Genomic DNA, 21,507 nt, shown 5'->3' with positions numbered 1-21,507 from the left:
GTCACGGCTCCGGCTTTCCGTGCGCCGCCCGGGCCTCGTCCAGCAGGGCCTGCGTATCCAGGGGATGCGTGAACATGGCCAGCTGCCCGTCCGCCGTCCGGGGCCACTGGTCCTCTGGGCGGTCGCGGTAGAGCTCCACGCCGTTGTGGTCCGGGTCGCGCAGGTACAGCGCCTCGCTCACCCCGTGGTCGGCGGCCCCGTCCAGGGCGATCCCCGCTTCGGTGACGCGCAGCAGCGCGTCGGCCAGGTCGGCGCGCGTGGGGTAGAGGATGGCCAGGTGGAACAGACCGGTCGTGCCGGGCGGTGGCGGCGCGCCGCCCTCGCTCTCCCAGGTGTTCAGGCCGATGTGATGATGGTAGCCGTCGGCGGCGATGAATGCGGCCTGGGAACCGAAGCGCTGCATCAGCTGGAACCCGAGCACGCCGCAGTAGAAGCCCAGCGCACGCTCCAGGTCGGCGACCTTGAGATGGACGTGCCCGATCCGGGTTCCGGCGGCAATCGGGCGGGACGGACTCGCTTTCATGGGCACCTCCCGGGGTCGGTCGAGACGTCACGATCGCCGCGCCGGCGGCCGTTCTGCCGCCAATCTACTCTTCCGCTGCACGGGGTGCGAGCCCCTTTCGGGCATTAGCCCGCGCCGAAGCCGTACAGCCGTCCGGGGTTGTCCACCAGGATCTTCTGCCGGATCGCCGCATCCGGCACCCACCGGAAGAACGCATCGATCAGAGCCCCGTCGTCGGGCACGGGCGTGGGCAGCTTGACGTGGGGCCAGTCCGTGCCGAACAGCAGCTGCTCCGGGTTCGCCTCCACCAGCGGATCCACCAGCCTGCGCACGTCGTCGAACGGGGGATGCTCGGCGCCGCTGATGCGGTTGGGCCCGGTGAGCTTCACCCAGGCGCGGCCTTCCCGGACCAGGGAGACCAGATCCCGGAACGCGGGCAGGTCCGGGCCGTGGCGGACCGGGAAATGACCCATGTGGTCCACCACCACGGGCACGGGCAGCCTCGCTGCGCGGTCGGCAAAGTCCGGCAGGCGCGAGAGGTCCACGAAGCACTGCACGTGCCAGCCGAAGGGGGCGATGCGCGCGCCGAGGTCGGCGAGCACGTCGAAGTCCACGCCGCCGCCGAAGACCACGTTGACCCGGATGCCGCGCACGCCGACGGCGTCCATCGCCTCCAGGGCCGTATCGGTGACCGTGTCGTCTACCACTGCGATGCCCCGGAACGCGCCGGTGCCGGTCGCGTCCTTGCGTTCCAGGCAGTCCAGCATGTGGCTGTTGTCCGTGCCGTAGACGCTGGGCTGGACCAGCACGGCCCGGTCGAAGCCGAGATGCGCCAGCAGCGCCTGGTAGTCGGCCAGCGAGGCCGGAGCGGGCGAGTACTCGCGGTTGGGCACCAGCGGCGACCGTCCCGTGGGGCCGAAGACGTGGGCGTGGCTATCGCAGGCGCCGGAAGGCAGCGGCTCGGCCGGTTGCGACGGCCGGGCGTGCGGCGCCGGGGTGACGGGGATGCGGTCATTCATGGCGGCTCTCCGGTGCCTCGGTGCCGGCGGTCCGGCGACGGAGCCCGAGGCGCTTGCGGGCGTTGGACAGGTGCACGTGCATGGCGGCCCGTGCGGCTTCCGGGTTGGCGTCCTCGATGGCCTCGAAGACGGAGCGGTGCTCCAGCTGGACGTTGTGCTCCAGGCCGCCGGTCTGCGCGGTGTTGGACCGGGCGATAACGATGGATTCCACGATGCGCTCGGCGAGGAAGTCCAGCAGCTCGGTGAAGAAGTCGTTCCCCGAGGCCGCGGCGACGGCCTGATGGAAGCGGATGTCATGCTCCGCCGCCGGCTGGCCCCGCGTGACGGCATGATCCAGCCGCTGCAGGGCGTCCCGCATGGCGGCGAGATCGGTGTCCGTGCGGTAGCGGGCGGCCAGCGCCGCCGCGCCCGCTTCCACCTCGGTGCGGATCTCGAAGATGTAGCACAGCTCGACGGCGTCGAAGCGGCCGGACGGCAGGGAGAACACCGAGCCGCGCGACGGGTTCTGCGAGACGTAGGTGCCGGCGCCCTGGCGGGTGTAGACGAGCCCGGCGCTGCGCAGCTGGGCAATGGCCTCGCGTACGGCCGCGCGGCTGACGGCGAAGCGTGCGGCCAGGGCGCTCTCGGTGGGTAGCTGCTCTCCGGGCTGATGGTGCCCGGCGCGGATGTCCCGTTCCAGCACGCTCGCCAGCTCCGCGGGGAGCCGCTTGCCCAGTCCCTGCGTTTTCATGCAGCGTCTCCCGTCAGTCCAGCAGGCCCGGCAGCCACAGCGTGATCCAGGGCACGTAGGCCACCAGGGCGATGACGCCGAGCAGCACCAGCAGGAAGGGCCACAGGTGCCGGGCGACGGTCTCGATGCGCAGGCCGCTGATGGATGCACCGATGAAGATCGAGTAGCCCACCGGCGGCGTCACCATGCCCACGGCGAAATTGATGACCACCATGGCGCCGAGCTGGATGGGCTCCAGGCCGATCTGGGCGCCGATGGCGATGAGCACGCTGCTCAGTATGACCATGGCCGAGATGTTGTCCATGACGGCCCCGAGGAGCAGCAGCATGAGATTGAGCATGAGCAGCAGCAACAGCGGGTTGTCCGTCAGCGACAGCAGCTGCTCGGCGAGCTGGGCCGGGATCTGCTCGTTGGCGATGACCCAGGCGAAGGCGTAGGCCGCGGCGATGATGAACATGATGGTGGCACTGGTGCGCAGCGAGCCCAGCAGGATGCCCGGCAGCGCACGCCACTTCAGCTCGCGGTAGATGAATACGCCGACGATGAAGCTGTACAGGGCGCCGACCATGGACGCCTCGGTGGGCGTGAACACGCCCCCGTAGATGCCGCCGAGGATGACCACCGGTGCCAGCAGGGCCCAGACTCCCTGGCGTACCGCCGCGTAGATCTCCGCCGGGCTGGAGCGCGCGGCCCGCGGCACGTTGTTGACCCGCGCGTAGATGTAGCTGATGACCAGGAAGCCGCCCGCGGCGATGAGCCCGGGGATGACGCCGGCGAGGAACAGCTTGGCGATGGATTCCTCGGACAGCACGCCCCAGATCACCATGGGAATCGAGGGCGGGATCATCTGGCCCAGGGGGCCGACGGCGGTGGCGAGGGCGGCGGAATAGCCGCGGCCGTAGCCGCGCTGCTCCAGCTCCCGGGTCATGACGGAGCCGATGGCCGCCGTGGTGGCCGGCGCCGAGCCGGAGATCGCGCCGAAGAACGTGCCCGCACCCACGGTGGCCATGCTCAGCCCGCCGGAGAAGTGCCCGACCACAGCGGAGGCGACCCGTACCAGCCGCTTCGACAGGCCGCCGGCGCTCATGAGGTCCCCGGCCAGGATGAAGCCCGGGATGGCCAGCAGGCTGTTGACGGTGGTGCCGGCGACGAGCCGCTGGCTGAGAATCAGGGGGTTGGTGTCGGTAATCCACAGCCCGGTGAGCGCCAGGATCCCGAGGGTGAACGCGATGGGCATGCCCAGTGCCAGCAGCACGAGCAGGCCCACGAGCATGACGATGGCGACCGTGCTCATGGCGTCGCTCCAATGGCCGGGCGGCCGCCGCAGGACGTCGTGTCGCTGAGCCGCGCGGCGCAGTGCACCAGGATCAGCGCGCCGGATACGGGCACGGCGGCGTTACGGATCCAGAGGGGGTAGCGTACGGCGGCCGAGACCTGGCCGGCCGTGAACTCGGCGAATGCCCAGCCGTACCAGAGCATGGCCAGTCCGAAACCGGCCACACTGAGCAGCAGGAGCCGTTCCAGCCACGCGGAGATCCGGTGGGGGAGCGCGTCGCGCAGGAGCGTGACGCGCACGTGGAAGTCCTCCCGCACGCCCAGGCTGGCGGCCAGGAAGACGGTCCAGGTGAACAGCAGCAGGCTGACTTCCTCGGGCCAGGACAGGGACGCCTGGACCACGTAGCGGAAGAAGATGCCGACCAGCATGGAGCTCACCAGCGCCAGGGCCGTGATGCACGCGATCACCGCCGTGACGCGCGCCAGCCAGCGACTGACCGAATCCAGGGTGTGGTGGAGCCATTGCATGACGGAGCCCCCCGGTGCCTGTCAGGAAAAGGCGGGCGCGACGGCCGCGCTGCGGGCCGTCGCGCCGCGTGTGCCGCTATTCGGAGACCTGCTCCAGGGCCATGTCCAGCAGATCGCTGCCGATGGCCTCGCGGTATTCCTCGTAGACGCCTTCCACCCGGCTGCGGAATGCCTCGACGTTGTCGATCTCGTTGATCTCCATGCCGGCCTCCTCGATGCTCCGGGCGATCTCGTCGTTGTTGGCCGCGACTTGCTCCCGCTGACGCTCGATGGCCGTACGCGCGGCGGCGCGCATGGCTTCCTGGTTGGCCTCGCTGAGCTGGTCGAACGTCTGCTTCGACACCAGCAGCCCCAGGGCGTTGTAGCTGTGCGCGGTAAGCGACAGGTACTCCGTCACGTCCGGGTAGTTGTTGGCGTGGATGACCGCCAGCGGGATCTCCAGGCCCTCCACGGTGCCCTGCTGGACGGCCGTGAAGACATCGCTCCAGGCCATGGGCACCGGGTTGGCGCCGATGGCGCGGAAGCTGTCGATGAACAGGTCACTGGGCTGGACCCGCAGCCGCAGGCCCTCCATGTCCTCGGGCGTGTGGATCGGCCGCTCGTTGTTGATGGTATGCCGGAAGCCGGCCTCGGCAAATCCCAGGCCGACGATGCCCTCGGACTCCAGGCTCGCCAGCATGGTCTGCCCGACCTCGCCGTCGAGCACGCGCTGGGCCTGCTCGTTGCTCGCGTACAGGAACGGCAGGTCGTTGAGCTGGAAGGCCGACGACACCGTGGCGATCTGGGTGCCGGTGATCACGCCCGCGTCCAGGGTGCCGAGCTGCATGCCCTGGAGCATCTCCGACTCGTCGCCCAGCTCGTTGCTGGGGAAGAAGCGTACGTCGAACTCCCCCGGGGCCTCGTTCTCGAGTTCCTCGGCGAAGTAACGGGCGGCGATGGCGTAGGGATCGGTCTCGCTGTCCGACGTGGTCCAGCCCAGGCGCAGGGTGGTCTGGGCGCCGGCGACGGAGGTCGCGAGCAGTGCGGCCGTGGTCGCCCCGATCAGGAGTTGGTGATGGAATCGCATGGGTCTTCTCCTCTGCTGTTGTGTCGACTCTGCGTTGCGTGGACGCCCGTCGTCCCTGGCGGGCGCAGGTTGCTCGTGTCATCCCGCGCGCGCGTGCGCCGCCGCCAGGACCTCCGCGGGATGCCGCGGCCGCACCCCGCCCAGCCGCTCGCTCTGGCTGCGGCAGGAGTACCCCGTGGCCAGGAGGCGCTCCGCGCGGGTGCTCGTCACCGTCGGGGCCCAGCTCTGGCGGTACAGGGTCCGCGAGGTGGCCTGGTGCTCGCTCTGGTGGCCGTAGGCCCCGGCCATGCCGCAGCAGCCGCTGGCCACCGTCTCCAGGGCCAGCCCCGCGTGCCGGAACGCCTGCTGCCACTGGGAGGCGGCAGGCGTGGCCGTCTTCTCCGTGCAGTGGAGCAGCAGCCGGTACGGCTCACCCGCGGAGCCCGCCCGGGCCGGCTGCGGTTCGGGGCACGCGCGCTCGGCGAGCCACTCCGCCAGCAGGTGCACGGCGGCGCGGCTGCGGCCGGGGGTGGCCGCCCGCGCCTCGTCCCGCAGGAACAGCCCGATGCTCGGCTCGATGGCCAGTACGGGAGCGCCGGTCTCGCTTATCCCCTCCAGCTCGCCGAGAAGGCCGGCGGCGGTGCGCCGGAAACGGTCGAGAAAGCCATGGGCGTGCAGGGCCTTGCCGGAGGCCTGGTAGGGCAGGACGATGGGTGTGTAGCCCAGGGCCCGGATCAGGCCGCAGACGGCCGGCAGCGTTCGCGACTCGAAAAAGGCCGTGAACGCGTCCGGGAGAACGGCCACCGGCAGGCTGGCGCGCTCGATGGAGTCGCGCGCGGCGGCCCAGGTGCGGGCGGCCTCGTAGCCGGCCCCGCGGGCGGCACGGAGCCCGGCCGGGCGGGCCGGTACCGGGGCGTCGACGATGCCCAGCGCCGCGCCGCCCGCCCGGGCCGGGCGCGTTCCCAGCAGCCACCGGGTGGCGCCGCCGGCCCGGGCCATCCAGGGGGCCATCTGCTCCGTCCCGGCCAGAAGATAGTCGCGCAGGGGGCGTCGGTAGCGGCGATGGTAGGCGTCCAGGAAGCGCGCGCGCATCTCCGGGATGTCCACGTGGACCGGGCACTGGGTCGCGCAGGCCTTGCACCCCAGGCACCCCGCCATGGCGTCGTGCACGGCGTGGGCGATGTCGTCGTCGCCGGTGCGCCGGCGCCGCCGGAGACCGGGCCGGCGGGCGCCATCGGTGGTATCGCCGCCCGGGCTCTGCAGCCACTCGCGCAGCAGCATGGCGCGGCCCTTGGGGGAATGGATGCGGTCGCGGGTCGCCTTGTAGCTGGGGCACAGTGTGTTGGCGACGTCCCAGTCGAAGCACACGCCGTTGCCGTTGCAGGCGATGGCCTTGCTCCAGGCGCCGCGCACCGGCCCGGGAATGCGGGCATCGTGATCGCCGCGCAGGGGCACGCCGTCGATCGGCGTTACCGCGGCGGCCGCGGCGTCCGGCGCGACGATCTTGCCCGGATTCATGCGGTTATCCGGGTCGAAGGCCGCCTTGATCTGCCCGAGGGCCGCGTACAGGGTGTCGCCGAAGAAGCTGCGCGTGTACTCGCCGCGGAAGCCCTTGCCGTGCTCGCCCCACAGCAGCCCGTGGTAGCGCTGCAGCAGCTCCACCACCTGGTCGCTGATCACCCGCAGCAGGCGCTTGTCCTCCGGCACGGTCAGGTCCAGCGCCGGGCGCACGTGCAGGCAGCCCACGTCCACGTGGCCGAACATGGCGTAGTCGACGCCGTGGTCGTCCAGCAGTGCCCGCAGCTCGGCGATGTAATCGGCGAGGTGCTCGGGCGGGACCACCGTGTCCTCGATGAAGGGCACCGGCTTGCGGTTGCCCGCCGTGCGGCCGAGCATGCCGACGCTGCGCGAGCGGATGTTCCACAGCTCCGCCATCTCGGCGTCGTCGAAGGTGACGTGGAAGCTGCTGCCGCGCCCCTGCAGGCGCCGGGTCAGCGCGTCCACCCGGGCCTGCAGCCGGTCCCGGGTGTCATCGCTGAACTCCACGAAGTTGGTGATCACGTCGCCGACATGGTCGCTGGAGGCCGCCATGGCCGCCGCCACCCGGGGCCAGCTGCTGTCCTGCCGCGCCAGGTGATAGAGGCGGTCATCCAGGGTCTCGACGGCGGAAGGGGCCGATTCCAGCAACCACTGCGCGTCGCGCAGCGCCGCGTCGAAATGCTCGTAGCGGATGACCACCACGGCCTTGTGGTGGGGGCGGCGCCGCAGCCGCAGGGTGGCCGAGCGGATCATCCCCAGCGTGCCCTCGGCGCCGGTTACCAGGCGCGCCAGATCCACGGAGCCGTCATCGCCCAGGGCGTCGCGCAGGTTGTAGCCGGTCAGCGAGCGGTTGAGGTCGGGGAACCGCTCGCGGATGGCCTCCCGGTGCCCGGCGAGGATGGCATGGACCTCTCGGGCCAGTGCCACGCCCGGGTCCTGGTCCGGGCCGGCCAGCTCCTCGGCGGCGTAGCGGCGGCAGGTGATCGCCCGGCCGTCCGGCAGCAGCAGCTCCAGGCTCTCCACGTAGTCGCCGGTGCGCCCGTAGGCACGGGATCCCTTGCCGCAGGCGTCCGTGCCGATCATGCCGCCGATGGTGGCGCGGCTCGCCGTGGAGGTGGACGGCGGGAAGAACAGGTCGTGCTCGGCCAGGGCGGCGTTGAGCTGGGCCAGGACCACCCCCGGCTCGACCCGGACCCGTTCTGCCGCTGCGTCGACATGAAGGATGCGATTTGTATGACGACTTGTGTCCACCACCACGTGGCTGGACAGGGCCTGGCCGTTGGTGCCCGTGCCGCCCCCGCGCGGCACGAGGCTGACGGCCCGGTGCTCGGCACGCCCCGCTACCGTGCTGGCGACCTGCAGGTCGTCGCCGTTCGCCGGAAACAGCACCAGCGACGGTGTTACCTGGTAGACGCTGTTGTCCGTGGCGGCGAGCAGGCGCGACGCGGCGTCCGCGGCGATCTCGCCGCTGAAGCCGGCATCGCGCAGCGCTGCGGCGAATGCGTCGGCCGCGTGCGGACGGGAGTCGGATGTTTCGCTGGAAACGGTGGTCACTGGGCGCGCCGGGGTCGTGGTTGCCGGTTATGATTATTTGTCTGACAACATAGCAAAGACGATCACGATCGCAAACCTTGGTTGCTCGGGCACCGGTGCTCCGGGTTGACGCCCAGGGGTGGTGGAGAAGCGCTCGTACCGGCTCGACAAACCCTGCTGCGCGAAGCGGGGCGGGCCGGTATGCTGCACCTGAAGATGAATAACACCGTTGCGATCACGGACGCCCGCGCGCCGGTGGTTCGCCGGGCCTGGAGGAGAGAAACCATGGATTTTCAGCACTCGCCCCGCGTGCGGGATCTGCAGCAGCGCCTGACGGCGTTCATGGACGAGCACGTGTATCCCGTCGAACACCTCTACCACGAGCAGGTGCAGCAGCAGCGCTGGCAGTCCCCGCCGGTGCTGGAGGAGCTCAAGGCCCGGGCCCGGGAGGAGGGGCTGTGGAACCTGTTCATGCCCGACGAGCGCTACGGGCCCGGGCTGAGCAACCTGGAGTATGCGCCGCTGGCGGAGATCATGGGCCGGGTCTTCTGGGCGCCGGAGGTGTTCAACTGCAACGCCCCGGATACCGGCAACATGGAAGTGCTGCTCCACTACGGCACCCCGGCCCAGCAGGAGCGCTGGCTGCAGCCGCTGCTCGACGGCAGCATCCGCTCGGCGTTCGCCATGACCGAGCCCGATGTGGCGTCGAGCGATGCCACCAACGTCGAGACATCCATTCTCCCGGACGGTGACGACTACGTGATCAACGGGCGCAAGTGGTTCATCACCAACGCCATGCACGAGCGCTGTGCGATCTTCATCGTCATGGGCAAGTCCGATCCGGACAACCCCAACCGCCACCTGCAGCAGAGCCAGATCCTGGTGCCGCGGGACACGCCCGGGCTGTCCATCGTGCGGCCGCTGAGCACGTTCGGCTACTACGACGAGCCGGGCGGTCATGCCGAGGTGGTCTTCGACAACGTCCGCGTGCCCCGGGAGAACCTGCTGCTCGGGGAAGGGCGCGGCTTCGAGGTGGCCCAGGGCCGCCTCGGGCCGGGCCGAATTCACCACTGCATGCGGCTTGTCGGCGCCGCCCAGCGGGGGCTGGAGGTCGCCTGCCGGCGGGTGGAGGGCCGGGAGGTGTTCGGCAAGCGGCTCAGCCAGCAGGGCTCCGTGCGCGAGTCCGTCGCCGTGATGGCCTCCAAGGTGGAGATGTGCCGCCTGCTGACGCTGCGGGCCGCGGCAAAGATGGACAGCGACGGCGCCAAGGGGGCCCGTGACCTCATCGCCATGGCCAAGATCATGGTGCCGCAGCTGACCTCCGAGGTGCTGGACATGGCCATCCAGATGCACGGCGCCGGCGGCTTCACGGGCGACTACTTCCTGGCCGAGGCGTACAACTACGCCCGCTGGTGCCGCATGGCCGACGGGCCCGACCAGGTGCACATGATGGCCCTGGGCAAGCAGGTGATCGGCCAATACAGCGCCTGAGGAGTCGCGCCATGAGCAATGCAGTGGATCAGCTGGATCTTCGCCGCCTGCAGCCGTACCTGGGCGAGCGCATCCCGGGCTTCGGCACCATCCAGGCCTGCGAGAAGTTCGCGGGCGGGCAGTCCAATCCCACGTTCCTGATCACCGCCGACGGCGGCCGCTACGTGCTGCGCCGCAAGCCCCCGGGCGAGCTGCTGCAGTCCGCCCACGCCGTGGACCGGGAGTACCGGGTCATGCGCGCGCTCCAGGACACGCCCGTGCCGGTACCGCGCATGCACGTGCTGTGCGAGGACGAGACCGTCATCGGCTCGGTGTTCTACGTCATGGACTACGTCGACGGCCGCATTCACTGGAACGGCGCACTGCCGGAGTCCAGCCCCGCCGAGCGGGCCGCGGTCTACCGCAACATGGCGCAGGTGCTCGCCGCGATCCACGGCGTGGATGTGGAGCGTGCGGGCCTGGGGGACTTCGGCCGGCCCGGCAACTACTTCGCCCGCCAGCTCAATCGCTGGAGCAAGCAGTACTACGCCTCGGAGACGGAGCCGAACCCGGCCATGGACCGGCTGATCCAGTGGCTGGAGGCCAACATGCCCGACGACGACGGCCGGGTGGCGCTGATCCACGGCGACTTCCGCATCGACAACCTGATCATCCATCCCGACAAGCCGGACATCCTGGCCGTGCTGGACTGGGAGCTGTCCACCCTCGGCCATCCCTGGGGGGATCTCGCCTACCAGTGCATGCAGCTGCGGCTGCCCCAGGACGCAGCGATCCCGGGCCTGGGGGACCTGGACCGCGCCGCGCTGGGGATTCCCACCGAAGAAGAGTATGTTGCGGAGTACTGCCGGCTGACCGGCATCAGCGCGATTCCGGACTGGAACTTCTACATCGTGTTCAACTATTTCCGGCTCGCGGCCATTCTCCAGGGTATCCACAAGCGCGCCCTGGACGGCACCGCGTCCAGCGACAGGGCGCTCGAGTACGGCGCCATGGCGCGGCCGCTGAGCGAGACGGCGGTGGGGCTCACGGAATCGTCGCAGCCGTAGTCGCGGATCAGCGGCAGCCCACCAATGGCGTCGGTCACCCACGACACGGTGACAGGTGGCCCGGTTGGTCGTAGAGTGCGCTTCGCGCCACTCGCGTTCCCGATCGAGGATTCCGTTTCATGGCAACCAGTGCGTGGTTTCTCCTTGTCGGCGGCCTGCTCCTGGCCATGGGGCTGACCTCGGACTTCCTGAAGCGGCTGCCGGTGACCAACGCCATGGTCTACCTGGCCGCCGGGGTGGTCATCGGCCCCACGGCGCTGAACCTGTTCCACTTCAACCCGCTGGAGCAGTCCGCGCTGCTCGAGCGGGTCACGGAGATGGTGGTTCTGCTGTCGCTGTTCACCGCGGGCATGAAGATGCCCGTTCCCGTGGACATGAAACGCTGGCGATTCTCCATCTTCCTGGCGGTGCTGGGGCTCGCGATCACCGTTGTCCTGGTCGCCGGCTTCGGCTACTACGCGCTGGGTCTGCCCCTCGGGGCGGCGCTGCTTCTCGGCGGATTGCTGGCGCCGACGGACCCGGTGCTGGCCACGGATGTCCAGGTGCGCCACCCCGGCGACCGGGACCGCCTGCGCTTCGGCCTCACCTGCGAGGCCGGCATCAATGACGGCACCGCGTACCCGGTGGTCATGCTCAGCCTGGGGCTGCTGGGCCTGCACGAGCTCGGCGGCGGATTCCGCTGGCTGGGAGTGGACCTGCTCTGGGCGACGGTCGGCGGCGTGGCCATCGGCGTGGCCGCCGGGACCCTGCTGGGCTGGGGGGTCTGGACGCTGCGCCGGAGACGCCCGGAAATCCGTCTCATGGACGACTTCGTGGGACTCGGCCTGATCGGCTTCGTCTACGGGGTCAGCCTGCTGGTGGATGCAGGCGGCTTTCTCGCCGTGTTCGCGGCGGCTATCGCCCTGCGCCAGACCGAGCGGCGGCTGCTCGGCCGGGCACCGGAGCCTTTCCGCCTGCAGACCGGTCAGGCCGGGATGGCGGAGACCGGCGTGCCGGGCCGCCTGACGGATGGATCCCTGCACTTCAAGGAGCAGCTGGAGCGGCTGTCGGTGGTCGTTCTGATCCTGATCATCGGCGGCACCCTGTTCCTGAGCTCCTGGAGCTGGCGGGCGGTGGGCCTCGCCGCGTTCCTGTTCCTGGTGGCGCGCCCGGCGGGGGTGATGATCAGCGCCCTGGGCACCCGCACGCCGGTGCGGCACCGTCGCATGGCCGCGTGGTTCGGCGTGCGCGGGATCGGCTCGCTGTACTACCTGATGTTCGCCGTCCAGTCGGGCCTTCCCGAGGACCTGGCCCTGGAGCTCATCCACCTCACCCTGGTGGTGGTGACCCTGTCCATCATCGTGCACGGGGTCAGCGTGCGGCCGGCGATGATGCACTACGCCGGGCGGACCGATGCCGTCAGGCCGCCGAAGCAGCGCGCGGCGGCATCCCCGGCGCAGCCTCCGGATTGAACCCGGCGGTGCTGCACCCCATGTGGGGAGATACATTCCGCAGTCACACGGGGAGAGAACCATGGATCAGCCGCGCATTCTCATGGTGGTGACCAGCGCAGCCCGCATGCCGTCCGGCAAGGACACGGGGTTGTGGCTGGAGGAGTTCGCCGTTCCGTACGCGACGTTCCGCGAGGCGGGGGCGGAGGTGACCGTGGCCAGCCCGCAGGGCGGTGCAACCCCCATTGACCCCCGCAGCAACCCGGACGAGGCCCAGGCGAGGCAGTGGCAGGAAGCCAGCGAGCGTCTCGCGCACACTCTGCCCCTGGAGGACGTACGGGCGGAGGATTTCGACGCCGTGTTCCTGCCCGGCGGTCACGGAACCATGTTCGATCTGCCGGACAACCCCGCGCTCAAGGCGCTGCTGGAGGCGTTCGCCCGGGCGGACAAGGTGATCGCCGCGGTCTGCCACGGACCCGCCGGCCTGGTCGGCGTCAACGGCCCGGATGGCCGGCCGCTGGTCGCCGACCGGCAGATCGCCGTGTTCACGGACGAGGAAGAGCGCGCCGTGGAGCTCGACCAGGATGTGCCGTTCCTGCTGGAGAGCCGGCTGCGCGAGCTGGGTGCCCGCGTCGATCCCCGGCCGCCCTTCCAGGAGCACGCCGTCCGCGACGGGCGCCTGGTGACCGGGCAGAACCCGCCGTCCAGCGCCCGCACCGCCGCACTGACGCTGGAGGCGCTGCGGTCGTCGCTCTAGCGGCCGGTTACCGCTCCGCGCGGTCGCGCGGGGCGGTAACGGGGCCAAAGCGTCGACGCATCAGCCGGTGCGTGATGCCGGCTTCCTGGAATTCCGGGCCTTCCGCGGTGAAGCCGCGGCGTGCATAGAAGTCCAGCGCGGTGGCCTGGGCGTGCAGCCGGCATTCGGACAGCCCCGACGCCAGGGCCTCGTCGATTAGCGCCTGGAGGATGGCATCGCCGACGCCGCGGTGCCGCCAGCCCGGCAGCACCGCAATCCGGCCGATCTTGCCGTCCGGGGCGAGCCGGCCGGTGCCGATCGGGCCGTCGTCCGGGCTCTCCGCGAGCACGTGTACGCAGGTCGCATCCACCTCATCCCATTCCAGTTCCACCGGAACGCGCTGCTCGTCAACGAAGACCGGTCCGCGAACGCTGCGGATGGCGGCGAGGTCGTCCGGCCAGCTGGCGTTGCGGACGGCATAGGCGGTGTCGTTCGTCATCGTACGCCGGGTCCTCGACCGTTGTGTCCGGCGGCGGTCGCCGCGGGGCGTGGGCACGCCATTGTGACACACGGTGCGCGGCGCGGCGGCGTACCTGGCTCTTGCGGAGCCCGGTTCCGGGACGCTAGGTTGAGCGCCATGCCAAGCGGGCGCAACCGGCGCAGAGGAGGCGGTCATGACGGGAGCACGGATGGTACCGCGGGCACCGCGCCGGCGGGGCGGTGGACGCTTGCGCGGGGCCACGCGTTGCCGGTTGCGGCCCCGGACCTACCTCGCCGCTGCCATGCTGGCGGGGTTCATCCTTCTGGCGGGGGGCGAGGGCGTGTCAGCGCAGGGATCGGAGACGCTGGACTTCCATGCGCTCACCCGGGAGGCGGACGGAACCGGCCAGCTTCCGGAACTGCAGCCCTTCCAGGCACGGGACGGCACCCGGCTGGCCTACCGCGCCTACCCGGCACAGGCCGGGAAGGACCTGATCCTGCTCCACGGCTCCGCCGCCCACAGCGCCTATCTGCACCCGCTGGCCGAGGCCGTGCGCGATGCCGGGGTTGCCAACGTGTATGTCCCGGATCTGCGCGGTCACGGCCCCTCGCCCGAGCGGCGTGGCGATATCGATTACATCGACCAGTTGCAGGACGATGTCGCGGATCTTATGGCGCACATCCGGGCGCAGTCGGACGAGCAGCGGCCGCTTGTCCTCGGCGGGCACTCGTCGGGAGGCGGGCTGGCGCTGCGGATTGCCGGTTCCGAATACGGCGATGAGCCGGCGGCCTACCTGCTGCTGGCGCCCTACCTGGGACACGATGCGCCTACGGCCCGCGACGACTCCGGCTGGGCCGAGCCGGGGGTCGGACGCATCATTACGCTGTCCGTTCTCAATACCCTGGGTGTGCAGTGGTTCAACGACACCGATGTCCTGTGGTTCAACCTCCCGGAGGCGTACCGCACCGGCTCGGAGACGCTGGCGTATTCCTACCGGCTCATGACCGGCATCAATCCCGAGGACTATGCCGCGGAGCTCGCCGCGGTGGACGTGCCCATGCTGGTCCTGGTCGGATCCGAGGACGAGGCGTTCCGGGCCGAGGCGTTCGCCCCGACCATTACCGCGCATGCACCGGGCGCCACGGTCGCCACCCTCGACGGCCTGTCGCACCTGGGCCTGATTGCCAGCGAGGCCGCGGCCGGCCGCGTTGTCCGCTGGCTGGAAGGGCTGTGACTGGCGGCGGCAGGCGAGCAGGAGTAGGGGGCGGGACGACCGCCCCCTCGGGTACGCGGATCAGAAGCTGCCGACGACGCCGACGCTGAGCGCGCTGATCTCGTAGTTGCTCTCGTCGAGGTACTGCATGTACTCGACGTTCAACCCGACGTGGTCCGTGGCATGGAAGTCCGCGCCCACGCCGTAGGACAGCCCGCTGTCACTCTCGCTGTCGGAGTAGCCGGCCGCGTCGAACGTAAGCTCCCCGCTGGTAAAGCCGGCGACGCCGTACAGGGAGAAGCGGTCCGAAAGCGGTATGTGCCCGCGTCCGTAGGCCCCGAACAGGTAGTCGATGTCGACGTCGACGGCAACATTGCCGGCGCCCGGCACGAAGACATCGACGGAGTCGTCCCCGAGCCCTGTCCCGAGCCGGGCTTCCATGGAGAAATACCGACTCGCCCGGAAGCCCGCGCGGCCGACAAGTGCGGTCAGGTCCGCGGTACCGGAGACATTGTCCGGGTCGTATTCCGCGAACGCTGCCTGTGCTCCGACGTAACCCGACGCGTCCGTGCCGGTGTCGGCCAGGGTCAGCGCGGGGGCGGCCAGCAGGGTCGTGGTGATGACGAATACGGAAAGATTACCGTGTTGCATAACGTCCTCGTCGTGTTGGTTGCTTCCGTGTCGAGCAGACAATTCTGTTCATGACGCAGCGCGTGTCAATACCCATACGCCGGCGCATTCGCTCTTCAACGGACGCAACTCGCCTTGCGGCTTCCGCCCGGCACCGCCCTCTGGCACCGTGACGCCGTCAACACCAGCAGTCGGGCACGGGGATGCCGGACGATCCCTCGGCCGCGGGGCCGTAACCGGAGGAGCGGGGCAATGAACGACCAGACGTTCGACCAGACCGTCGACTACGTGATCGTCGGGGCCGGCTCGGCCGGCTCCGTGCTGGCCGATCGCCTGAGTGAGGACGGCAGCAACCGGGTCCTGGTGCTGGAGTTCGGCGGCAGGGACAACTCCGTCTACATCCAGATGCCCACCGCCTTCTCCATACCGCTGAACAAGCCGCGCTTCGACTGGGGGCTCTACACGGAGCCGGAGCCCGGGCTCCAGGGCCGGCGCATCCACCAGGCCCGGGGCAAGGTCATCGGCGGCTCCTCGTCGATCAACGGCATGGCGTACGTCCGCGGCTGCGCGGGGGATTACGACGAGTGGGTCGAGCTCGGGGCCGAGGGCTGGAGCTACGCCGATGTGCTGCCGTATTTCAAGCGCGCAGAGGACTGCCTCTACGGTGACGACGAGTACCGCGCTACCGGCGGCCCGCTGGGCGTGTGCAACGGCAACGACATGAAGAACCCGCTCTACCGCGCGTTCATCGAGGCCGGCCGTCAGGCGGGCTACGGCGAGAGCCGGGACTACAACGGCTACCGCCAGGAAGGCTTCTGCCGCATGGACATGACCGTGCGCGACGGCGTGCGCTGCTCGACGGCGAACGCCTACCTCAAGCCCGCCATGAAACGGGACAACCTCCGGGTCGAGATGCACGCCCTGACCACGCGCATCCTCATGGACGGCAAGCGGGCCGTCGGCGTCGAGTACCGGCAGGGCGAGCGAACGTACCGGGTGCAGGCCCGGCGGGAAGTGGTTATCGCCGCCAGCGCGTTCAACTCGCCCAAGCTGCTGATGCTCTCCGGCATCGGCCCGGCGGAGCACCTGCGCGAGCACGGCATCGACGTGGTCCGGGATCTGCCCGGCGTCGGCCGCAACCTCCAGGATCACCTGGAGGTCTGGGTCCAGCAGAGCTGCACGCAGAAGATCACCCTGAACGGCTGGCTGAACCCCTTCGGCCAGGCATTCATCGGTGCCCGCTGGCTGCTGTTCAAGAGCGGCCTGGGGGCGAGCAACCACTTCGAGTCCAACGGCTACATCCGCAGCCGTGCCGGGCTGAGGTACCCGGACCTGCAATACCACTTCCTGGCCGGCGCCATCGCCTACGACGGCTCCAGCGCCGCCAGGGGGCACGGCTTCCAGGTGCACCTGGGCGCCAACAAGCCCGAGAGCCGCGGCTGGGTCAAGCTGAAGTCGGCCGATCCGGAGGCGGCGCCGGAGCTGGTGTTCAACTACCTCCAGGAGGAAGCCGACAAGCAGGCCTACCGGGACGGCCTGCGCCTGACCCGGGAGATCTTCGCCCAGCCCGCCTTCGACCCGTACCGGGGCGAAGAGCTCTCCCCCGGCAAGGACGTCCGCAGCGACGACGAGATCGACGAGTGGATCGCCCGCACCGCGGAGACCGCCTACCACCCCTGCGGCACGTGCCGCATGGGCACCGGGCCCACCGCGGTGGTGGACCCGCAGTGCCGCGTCTATGGCGTGGAGGGCCTGCGCGTGGTGGACTCGTCGATCATGCCCACCGTCACCAACGGCAACATCAACGCGCCGACCATCATGATCGCCGAGAAGGCGGCGGATCACATCCTCGGCCGCGAGCCCCTGGCACCCTCCGACGCGCCGGTGTTCACCCTCGCCGACTGGCAGGAACGCCAGCGCGAGGGTCGCCCGGAGCGGCCGGTCGCGGACCCCACGGCATAGCACGGGCGGTGCCGCGGGCCTCACGCCCGGTACCTGTCGCGGCGCCGAACCCGGGCGCCTAATTTATTGCGTGGCAATATTGAATTGCTGTAAAACAATAATTCCACAAGCAACCGCCACGCCTGGAGGCCCCATGGCCCAGCCCACCGCCCGTTTAATGCTCAGCGAACCCGGGCTACAGCGGCTCAGCGCATGGCTGGCGTGGACCAGCCTGGGCCTGGCGACGGTCATTCCGGCGTCGGTGGCAGCCTTATGGTTCCTGGGCGGCCCGGCAGCAATCATGGCGCGCGCCAATCTGCCCATGCCCGTGGCCCTGGACTCGTGGCAGTGGCTACTCGGCGGCGCGCTGGCCCTGGTGCCGTCGGCATTGCTGGCGGCCGCGCTGCTGGCGGCGGCACGCTGCTTTCGCCTGTTCCGCGGCGGGGTCTTCTTCTCGGCGGATATTGCCCGGGCACTGCGCTCGTTCGCCGCCCGGGTGGTCATGTCCGGGCTCGCCGGGTTGCTGGTGCCGCCGCTGCTGAGCGTGGTGATGACCTGGTCCAACCCGCCCGGCAGCCGGGCGCTGGCCTTCCACGTGGGCTCCACGCCGGTGCTGGCCTTGTTCTTTGGCGGCGTCCTGTGGGCGATTGCGGCGGTCATGGCCCGGGCGGCCGACCTGGCGGACGAGCACGCGCAGATCGTTTGATGGGCATCGAGGTCAACCTGGACGTGATCCTGGCGCGCCGGAAAGTGCGCTCCAAGGACCTCGCCGCGTTCGTGGGCATCACCGAGGCAAACCTCTCCCTGCTCAAACGCGGCAAGGTCAAAGGCATCCGCTTCGAGACCCTGGCGCGGATCTGCGAATACCTGGACTGCCAGCCCGGCGACATTCTGCGCTACACGCCTGAGGAGACGGAATGACAAGGCCTCCGAACCGACCCGGCCGCACGTCCACGAAAGCCACGGCAACGCCGTTCTCGCTGTCGCGGGTACTGCTCGTCGTTGCCCTGGCCGCGGTGATCGCCCTCGCCGCCGGATGCTCCTCCCGGGGCTTGTACGAAGGCAGCCGCCCCCAGCGCATGCAAGCCTGCGAGCGCCTGCCCCCCAGCGAGCAACCGGAATGCCAGCGTCAGGCCGATATGCCGTACCGCGAGTACGAGCGGGCGCGTGACGAGCTCGAGAAAGACGAGTAGTTCTCCTTGGCGGGCAATTGGTGCCTCCAGCGTCCGTGGCCGGCTTGAGCCGGCTATGTCGCTCGCGAACCGGGCACCGGCGCAACCCGACGCTGGCGGCAACGGCCTTGCTCAATGCCACGTGTACACGCCAACTGTTCGGCCTGACTACCCAACATCGGCAGGCGTAGCCGCCGTAGAGGATGGCCATCTCCACAGCGAGCGGTTACAGGACACTAGCGCACCGGGTCGACGCCGACGCGGACACGGATGTGCCTGCCCGGGTCCTCGTTCATGCGCGTCGTGTACTCGCGCCCATCGTATCGGTAGGTTACGTCATAGCCGTCGACGCGCTCCTCGTAGTGGACTTCGTCGACCGTGCGGCATACGGTCTCGTAGCCCGTGCGCTCCACGGTGCGCCCGCGGCTGCGGGCGAAGTGGCTGCCCGCCGCGGTGCCGGCGACGGCACCGATCGCCGTTGCGGCATCCCGACCTCTGCCGTCGCCGATCTGGTGACCGATGATGCCGCCGACGATGCCGCCGATGATCGCCGACCCGGCCTCGCCCGGGCCTTCGCGGTGGCGGTGCACGACCCGCTCGTCGTGGCATTCGCGGCGGGGCTGGCTGACCCGCACCTCCCGGTAGACGGGCTGCACCTCGACCACCCGGGCGTAATCGGAATAGCGCCGGGACTCGCTCCGGAATCCATGCCTGTCACCGTGATGCGCCGTCGCCGCGTGGGCCGGCGCTGCTGCGTGTGACGGCGGGCCCTTGGCCAGTGCCGGGGTCGTCAAGCCGGCCAGAGCCAGGACCAGCGCGGCGGACGCCAGCGCGTTCCGGGGCCAGTTTCGGTTGCTCATGACACACCTCCTCCTGTTCGTGACGCATTCGTCCCGTCTCACAACCCAGGATACGAATGGCAACTGAACGCCCGCTGAACGGGCCGTGGCTTGCGGTCGACCGCCGATCGAGGGGGCAGGGGCGGAGATCACGGGCGTGGTTGACCCGGCCGAGGTTGTACAATGTCGGCGGTGATGGGTCGTCTCCGGGTCCCGCTCCGGCGGGGAGACGATCACGGGCTCAACGCGTGACCGAATAGGGTGGACGGATGGTGCCAGCCAATCCCTCGATACCTCTGGAACAAGGCGCTGCAGCCGCGCAGGCCGTGGAGCAGTACCGTGCCCAGGCGGTGGATGAGGTCATGGCGGCCGTCTGCGAGCGAACGGCCGCGGGCGAGGATGTGTTCGGCGACAGCGGCCGGGACGATGTGGACGCCCTCTTCGACTACATCGCCGGGAGCCTGATTGCCGGTGAGCCCGCCCTGTTCGGCCAGTATGTGGTATGGCTGAACGAGCTTCTCGCGGCTCGCGGCGTGCCTCCGGACTCGCTGCCGCGATCGGTCGACCTTCTTCGCGACTTCTTCCGCGACCGGCTTCCCTCGGCGCAGTTCGATCTGGTGAACGCGGTTCTCGAGGGTGGACGCCGTGCCCTCGAGCAATCACCCGCTCTGGGCCGTGGTCCCCACTCGTCCATCGACGCCACGGCCTGTCATCCCTGCACGGAGGTCCTCGCGGAGAGCCTGATACGGGGGGATCAGCGCCGCTGTGAGGAGATCGTCGCCGCGGCGACGGCCGAGCATGGCTATGTGGACATGGCCGTTCGCCTGGTGCAACCGGCCCTGTATCGTATCGGCGAGGGCTGGCAGGCGCGGAAGGTCAGCGTGGCCCAGGAGCAACTCGCGACCGCGCTGGCGCAGCGATTGCTGGTGCGGCAGCTCGCCGAGGCGACGCCGGCAGCCGGGAACGGCCGCAGGGCGCTCTTTGCGTGCGTTCCTTCCAACCAGCACGTCCTGGGAGCCCGCATTGCGGCTGACGCCTTCGAGCTCGAGGGCTGGGAGGTGGACTACCTCGGCGCCGATACGCCGATCGACTCCCTGGTCGAGCGTATCCTGGAGACGCAACCGGAGCTGGTCGGGCTCTCCGTTGCGCTGATCCGGCAGCTGCCCGCCTTGAAGGAGGCCGTGGACCGCATTCGTTCCGCATGCGGGGACGCGGCGCCGCGGATCATCGCCGGGGGCGCCGGTCTCGATGCGGTTCCGAATCTTGCGCAACGCCTCGGGCTGGATCAATGGCATGCGCAGCCACGAACTGCGCTGGAGGAGTACGCGTGACTGCTCCGCTGACGAATGGCTCGGACGGTGTCCCGGAGATCCCGTCCTATCTCCGCCCGCTGCGCAGCGTACTGCTCGCGGTGCTCGATCACCGCGGCCGGGTAGCGGATGCCAACCAGGGATTCCTGGCGCTGGCGTCCGCGGCGGACAACCCGCCGTCCGGGCAGGACGTCCGCTCCCTGTTCATCAACCCGCGGTTCGGCGAGCTCCTCGACAAGGCGGAATCCGCCACCGATGGCGAGGTGTTCACCGGGTGGATGACGCTGGGGAACATGGACGGCGAATCGGAGACCTGGGTCGGCGGCGTGTATCGCCAGGGCGCTCATCTCGTGGTGGCGTGTGAGCGGGAGGTTGAACAGGACCGGCAACTGCAGCGCCAGCTCCTGGCGTTGACCGAGGACTATGCCGACCAGGAACGTGCCCTCGTGCGCGCCAATCGCACGCTCAGCCAGCGCGCCGAGGAAATCGAGCGGCTGTTGCGCACGGATCTGCTTACCAGCCTTCCGAACCGGCGTCATTTCGATGCCCTGCTCACCACGCAGATCGACGCAGCCAGCCGATACGGTGACCCGTTCTCCCTGCTGCTCGTCGATCTCGATGACTTCAAGGCGATCAACGACACCCACGGCCACCTGCAGGGCGACGAGGTACTGCGATGCGTCGCGGCGACGCTGCAGGCCACCCTCAGGGCGCCGGATGTGGTTGCCCGCTGGGGCGGGGAGGAGTTCATTGTCCTCGTTCCCAATACGGACGGCGACGGCGCCGCCGTTCTGGCCGAACGGCTGCGCGAGGCGATTGCCGTCATGGACAGCCCCGCGGAACGCCTTTCGGTCACCGCCAGTATCGGCGCCGCACAATGGCGGCCGGGCGAGTCGGCCAACGAGTTGGTCGGCCGCGCCGACAGGGCGCTGTACCGGGCCAAGGACGATGGCCGGAACCGGGTCGTCGTCGACCGTCGGACGAATCGATCTTCCTCGTAGTGGGAGCCCCTGTTGCAACCGCGACGCTGACGACCTCGGGCCATCG

Annotated in this window: 21 protein-coding genes; 11 read left to right on the top strand and 10 right to left on the bottom strand. The window is 69.8% G+C overall.

The window, feature by feature from the left end; all coding sequences use genetic code 11:
• Position 1: 1 nt before the first annotated feature.
• From QWY84_RS01570 to QWY84_RS01540, 7 genes are all read right to left on the bottom strand, one after another.
• Entirely contained in the window at positions 2-523 is a 522-nt protein-coding gene (locus tag QWY84_RS01570) for a VOC family protein (RefSeq protein ID WP_290200693.1), read from the bottom strand.
• Between the two features lie 104 nt (positions 524-627).
• Positions 628-1,521: an amidohydrolase family protein gene (locus QWY84_RS01565; protein ID WP_290200692.1), complete on the bottom strand. Its 894-nt coding sequence runs from the start codon at positions 1,519-1,521 to the stop codon at positions 628-630.
• Positions 1,514-2,251 carry a FadR/GntR family transcriptional regulator gene (locus QWY84_RS01560; protein WP_290200691.1) on the bottom strand — a complete coding sequence of 246 codons (738 nt, stop codon included), beginning with the start codon at positions 2,249-2,251 and terminating at the stop codon, positions 1,514-1,516. Before QWY84_RS01560 ends, QWY84_RS01565 begins: the two co-directional genes overlap by 8 nt.
• A gap of 13 nt (positions 2,252-2,264) precedes the next feature.
• Positions 2,265-3,545 (bottom strand): TRAP transporter large permease, encoded by a 1,281-nt coding sequence (locus QWY84_RS01555; protein ID WP_290200690.1) that lies wholly within the window; start codon positions 3,543-3,545, stop codon positions 2,265-2,267.
• On the bottom strand, positions 3,542-4,054 hold the full coding sequence (locus tag QWY84_RS01550) for a TRAP transporter small permease (protein WP_290200689.1): 513 nt from the start codon (positions 4,052-4,054) through the stop codon (positions 3,542-3,544). The genes QWY84_RS01555 and QWY84_RS01550 overlap by 4 nt, the downstream gene beginning before the upstream one ends.
• Positions 4,055-4,130: 76 nt before the next feature.
• Positions 4,131-5,120 (bottom strand): TRAP transporter substrate-binding protein, encoded by a 990-nt coding sequence (locus QWY84_RS01545; RefSeq protein WP_290200688.1) that lies wholly within the window; start codon positions 5,118-5,120, stop codon positions 4,131-4,133.
• 78 nt (positions 5,121-5,198) lie between these two features.
• Positions 5,199-8,192: an FAD-binding and (Fe-S)-binding domain-containing protein gene (locus QWY84_RS01540; RefSeq protein ID WP_290200687.1), complete on the bottom strand. Its 2,994-nt coding sequence runs from the start codon at positions 8,190-8,192 to the stop codon at positions 5,199-5,201.
• 264 nt (positions 8,193-8,456) lie between these two features.
• Between QWY84_RS01540 and QWY84_RS01535 the strand changes: the two genes are divergently transcribed.
• The 4 genes from QWY84_RS01535 (at position 8,457) to QWY84_RS01520 (ending at position 12,895) form a co-directional block, all read left to right on the top strand.
• A complete protein-coding gene (locus tag QWY84_RS01535; RefSeq protein ID WP_290200686.1) occupies positions 8,457-9,662 on the top strand; it encodes an acyl-CoA dehydrogenase family protein in 1,206 nt (401 codons plus the stop codon).
• 11 nt (positions 9,663-9,673) lie between these two features.
• On the top strand, positions 9,674-10,708 hold the full coding sequence (locus tag QWY84_RS01530) for a phosphotransferase (RefSeq protein WP_290200685.1): 1,035 nt from the start codon (positions 9,674-9,676) through the stop codon (positions 10,706-10,708).
• A 119-nt stretch (positions 10,709-10,827) separates the two neighbouring features.
• Positions 10,828-12,159, top strand: a complete 1,332-nt coding sequence (locus QWY84_RS01525; protein ID WP_290200684.1) for a cation:proton antiporter — start codon at positions 10,828-10,830, stop codon at positions 12,157-12,159.
• Positions 12,160-12,220: 61 nt separating this feature from the next.
• The gene (locus QWY84_RS01520; protein WP_290200683.1) at positions 12,221-12,895 is read left to right on the top strand and encodes a type 1 glutamine amidotransferase domain-containing protein; all 675 of its coding nucleotides are present in this window, start codon (positions 12,221-12,223) and stop codon (positions 12,893-12,895) included.
• 7 nt (positions 12,896-12,902) lie between these two features.
• Here QWY84_RS01520 and QWY84_RS01515 read toward each other — a convergent pair whose 3' ends face one another.
• Entirely contained in the window at positions 12,903-13,373 is a 471-nt protein-coding gene (locus tag QWY84_RS01515) for a GNAT family N-acetyltransferase (RefSeq protein ID WP_290200682.1), read from the bottom strand.
• A gap of 175 nt (positions 13,374-13,548) precedes the next feature.
• Between QWY84_RS01515 and QWY84_RS01510 the strand changes: the two genes are divergently transcribed.
• On the top strand, positions 13,549-14,589 hold the full coding sequence (locus tag QWY84_RS01510; protein ID WP_290200681.1) for an alpha/beta hydrolase: 1,041 nt from the start codon (positions 13,549-13,551) through the stop codon (positions 14,587-14,589).
• Positions 14,590-14,649: 60 nt separating this feature from the next.
• Here the strand turns inward: QWY84_RS01510 and QWY84_RS01505 are convergent, their stop codons facing one another.
• Positions 14,650-15,219, bottom strand: a complete 570-nt coding sequence (locus QWY84_RS01505) for a porin family protein (RefSeq protein WP_290200680.1) — start codon at positions 15,217-15,219, stop codon at positions 14,650-14,652.
• Between the two features lie 231 nt (positions 15,220-15,450).
• Between QWY84_RS01505 and betA the strand changes: the two genes are divergently transcribed.
• The 4 genes from betA to QWY84_RS01485 all read left to right on the top strand — a co-directional run bounded on the left by betA (position 15,451) and on the right by QWY84_RS01485 (position 18,332).
• Complete coding sequence (betA, locus tag QWY84_RS01500; protein ID WP_290200679.1) at positions 15,451-17,160, top strand: choline dehydrogenase; 1,710 nt, start codon at positions 15,451-15,453, stop codon at positions 17,158-17,160.
• A 133-nt stretch (positions 17,161-17,293) separates the two neighbouring features.
• On the top strand, positions 17,294-17,845 hold the full coding sequence (locus QWY84_RS01495; protein WP_290200678.1) for a hypothetical protein: 552 nt from the start codon (positions 17,294-17,296) through the stop codon (positions 17,843-17,845).
• Positions 17,845-18,060 carry a helix-turn-helix domain-containing protein gene (locus QWY84_RS01490; RefSeq protein ID WP_290200677.1) on the top strand — a complete coding sequence of 72 codons (216 nt, stop codon included), beginning with the start codon at positions 17,845-17,847 and terminating at the stop codon, positions 18,058-18,060. The genes QWY84_RS01495 and QWY84_RS01490 overlap by 1 nt, the downstream gene beginning before the upstream one ends.
• Positions 18,057-18,332 carry a hypothetical protein gene (locus QWY84_RS01485; protein WP_290200676.1) on the top strand — a complete coding sequence of 92 codons (276 nt, stop codon included), beginning with the start codon at positions 18,057-18,059 and terminating at the stop codon, positions 18,330-18,332. The genes QWY84_RS01490 and QWY84_RS01485 overlap by 4 nt, the downstream gene beginning before the upstream one ends.
• Positions 18,333-18,547: 215 nt before the next feature.
• Here QWY84_RS01485 and QWY84_RS01480 read toward each other — a convergent pair whose 3' ends face one another.
• Complete coding sequence (locus QWY84_RS01480) at positions 18,548-19,171, bottom strand: glycine zipper 2TM domain-containing protein (protein WP_290200675.1); 624 nt, start codon at positions 19,169-19,171, stop codon at positions 18,548-18,550.
• 248 nt (positions 19,172-19,419) lie between these two features.
• Here QWY84_RS01480 and QWY84_RS01475 point away from each other — a divergent pair, with 248 nt between their 5' ends.
• A complete protein-coding gene (locus QWY84_RS01475) occupies positions 19,420-20,481 on the top strand; it encodes a cobalamin B12-binding domain-containing protein (protein WP_290200674.1) in 1,062 nt (353 codons plus the stop codon).
• The gene (locus QWY84_RS01470) at positions 20,478-21,461 is read left to right on the top strand and encodes a GGDEF domain-containing protein (RefSeq protein WP_290200673.1); all 984 of its coding nucleotides are present in this window, start codon (positions 20,478-20,480) and stop codon (positions 21,459-21,461) included. Before QWY84_RS01475 ends, QWY84_RS01470 begins: the two co-directional genes overlap by 4 nt.
• The last annotated feature ends 46 nt before the right edge of the window (positions 21,462-21,507 follow it).

The organism is Aquisalimonas lutea, from assembly GCF_030409225.1.
GTDB classification, from domain to species: domain Bacteria; phylum Pseudomonadota; class Gammaproteobacteria; order Nitrococcales; family Aquisalimonadaceae; genus Aquisalimonas; species Aquisalimonas lutea.
This window is presented reverse-complemented; position numbering and strand designations above follow the sequence as displayed.

Coding starts and splice junctions, on each gene's coding strand:
- QWY84_RS01565 (WP_290200692.1), bottom strand. CDS start 1,521: ATGAATGACCGCATCCCCGTCACCCCGGCGCCGCACGCCCGGCCGTCG.
- QWY84_RS01485 (WP_290200676.1), top strand. CDS start 18,057: ATGACAAGGCCTCCGAACCGACCCGGCCGCACGTCCACGAAAGCCACG.
- QWY84_RS01570 (WP_290200693.1), bottom strand. CDS start 523: ATGAAAGCGAGTCCGTCCCGCCCGATTGCCGCCGGAACCCGGATCGGG.
- QWY84_RS01530 (WP_290200685.1), top strand. CDS start 9,674: ATGAGCAATGCAGTGGATCAGCTGGATCTTCGCCGCCTGCAGCCGTAC.
- QWY84_RS01510 (WP_290200681.1), top strand. CDS start 13,549: ATGACGGGAGCACGGATGGTACCGCGGGCACCGCGCCGGCGGGGCGGT.
- QWY84_RS01490 (WP_290200677.1), top strand. CDS start 17,845: ATGGGCATCGAGGTCAACCTGGACGTGATCCTGGCGCGCCGGAAAGTG.
- QWY84_RS01505 (WP_290200680.1), bottom strand. CDS start 15,219: ATGCAACACGGTAATCTTTCCGTATTCGTCATCACCACGACCCTGCTG.
- QWY84_RS01545 (WP_290200688.1), bottom strand. CDS start 5,120: ATGCGATTCCATCACCAACTCCTGATCGGGGCGACCACGGCCGCACTG.
- betA (WP_290200679.1), top strand. CDS start 15,451: ATGAACGACCAGACGTTCGACCAGACCGTCGACTACGTGATCGTCGGG.
- QWY84_RS01560 (WP_290200691.1), bottom strand. CDS start 2,251: ATGAAAACGCAGGGACTGGGCAAGCGGCTCCCCGCGGAGCTGGCGAGC.
- QWY84_RS01550 (WP_290200689.1), bottom strand. CDS start 4,054: ATGCAATGGCTCCACCACACCCTGGATTCGGTCAGTCGCTGGCTGGCG.
- QWY84_RS01555 (WP_290200690.1), bottom strand. CDS start 3,545: ATGAGCACGGTCGCCATCGTCATGCTCGTGGGCCTGCTCGTGCTGCTG.
- QWY84_RS01475 (WP_290200674.1), top strand. CDS start 19,420: ATGGTGCCAGCCAATCCCTCGATACCTCTGGAACAAGGCGCTGCAGCC.
- QWY84_RS01535 (WP_290200686.1), top strand. CDS start 8,457: ATGGATTTTCAGCACTCGCCCCGCGTGCGGGATCTGCAGCAGCGCCTG.
- QWY84_RS01525 (WP_290200684.1), top strand. CDS start 10,828: ATGGCAACCAGTGCGTGGTTTCTCCTTGTCGGCGGCCTGCTCCTGGCC.
- QWY84_RS01520 (WP_290200683.1), top strand. CDS start 12,221: ATGGATCAGCCGCGCATTCTCATGGTGGTGACCAGCGCAGCCCGCATG.
- QWY84_RS01495 (WP_290200678.1), top strand. CDS start 17,294: ATGGCCCAGCCCACCGCCCGTTTAATGCTCAGCGAACCCGGGCTACAG.
- QWY84_RS01515 (WP_290200682.1), bottom strand. CDS start 13,373: ATGACGAACGACACCGCCTATGCCGTCCGCAACGCCAGCTGGCCGGAC.
- QWY84_RS01480 (WP_290200675.1), bottom strand. CDS start 19,171: ATGAGCAACCGAAACTGGCCCCGGAACGCGCTGGCGTCCGCCGCGCTG.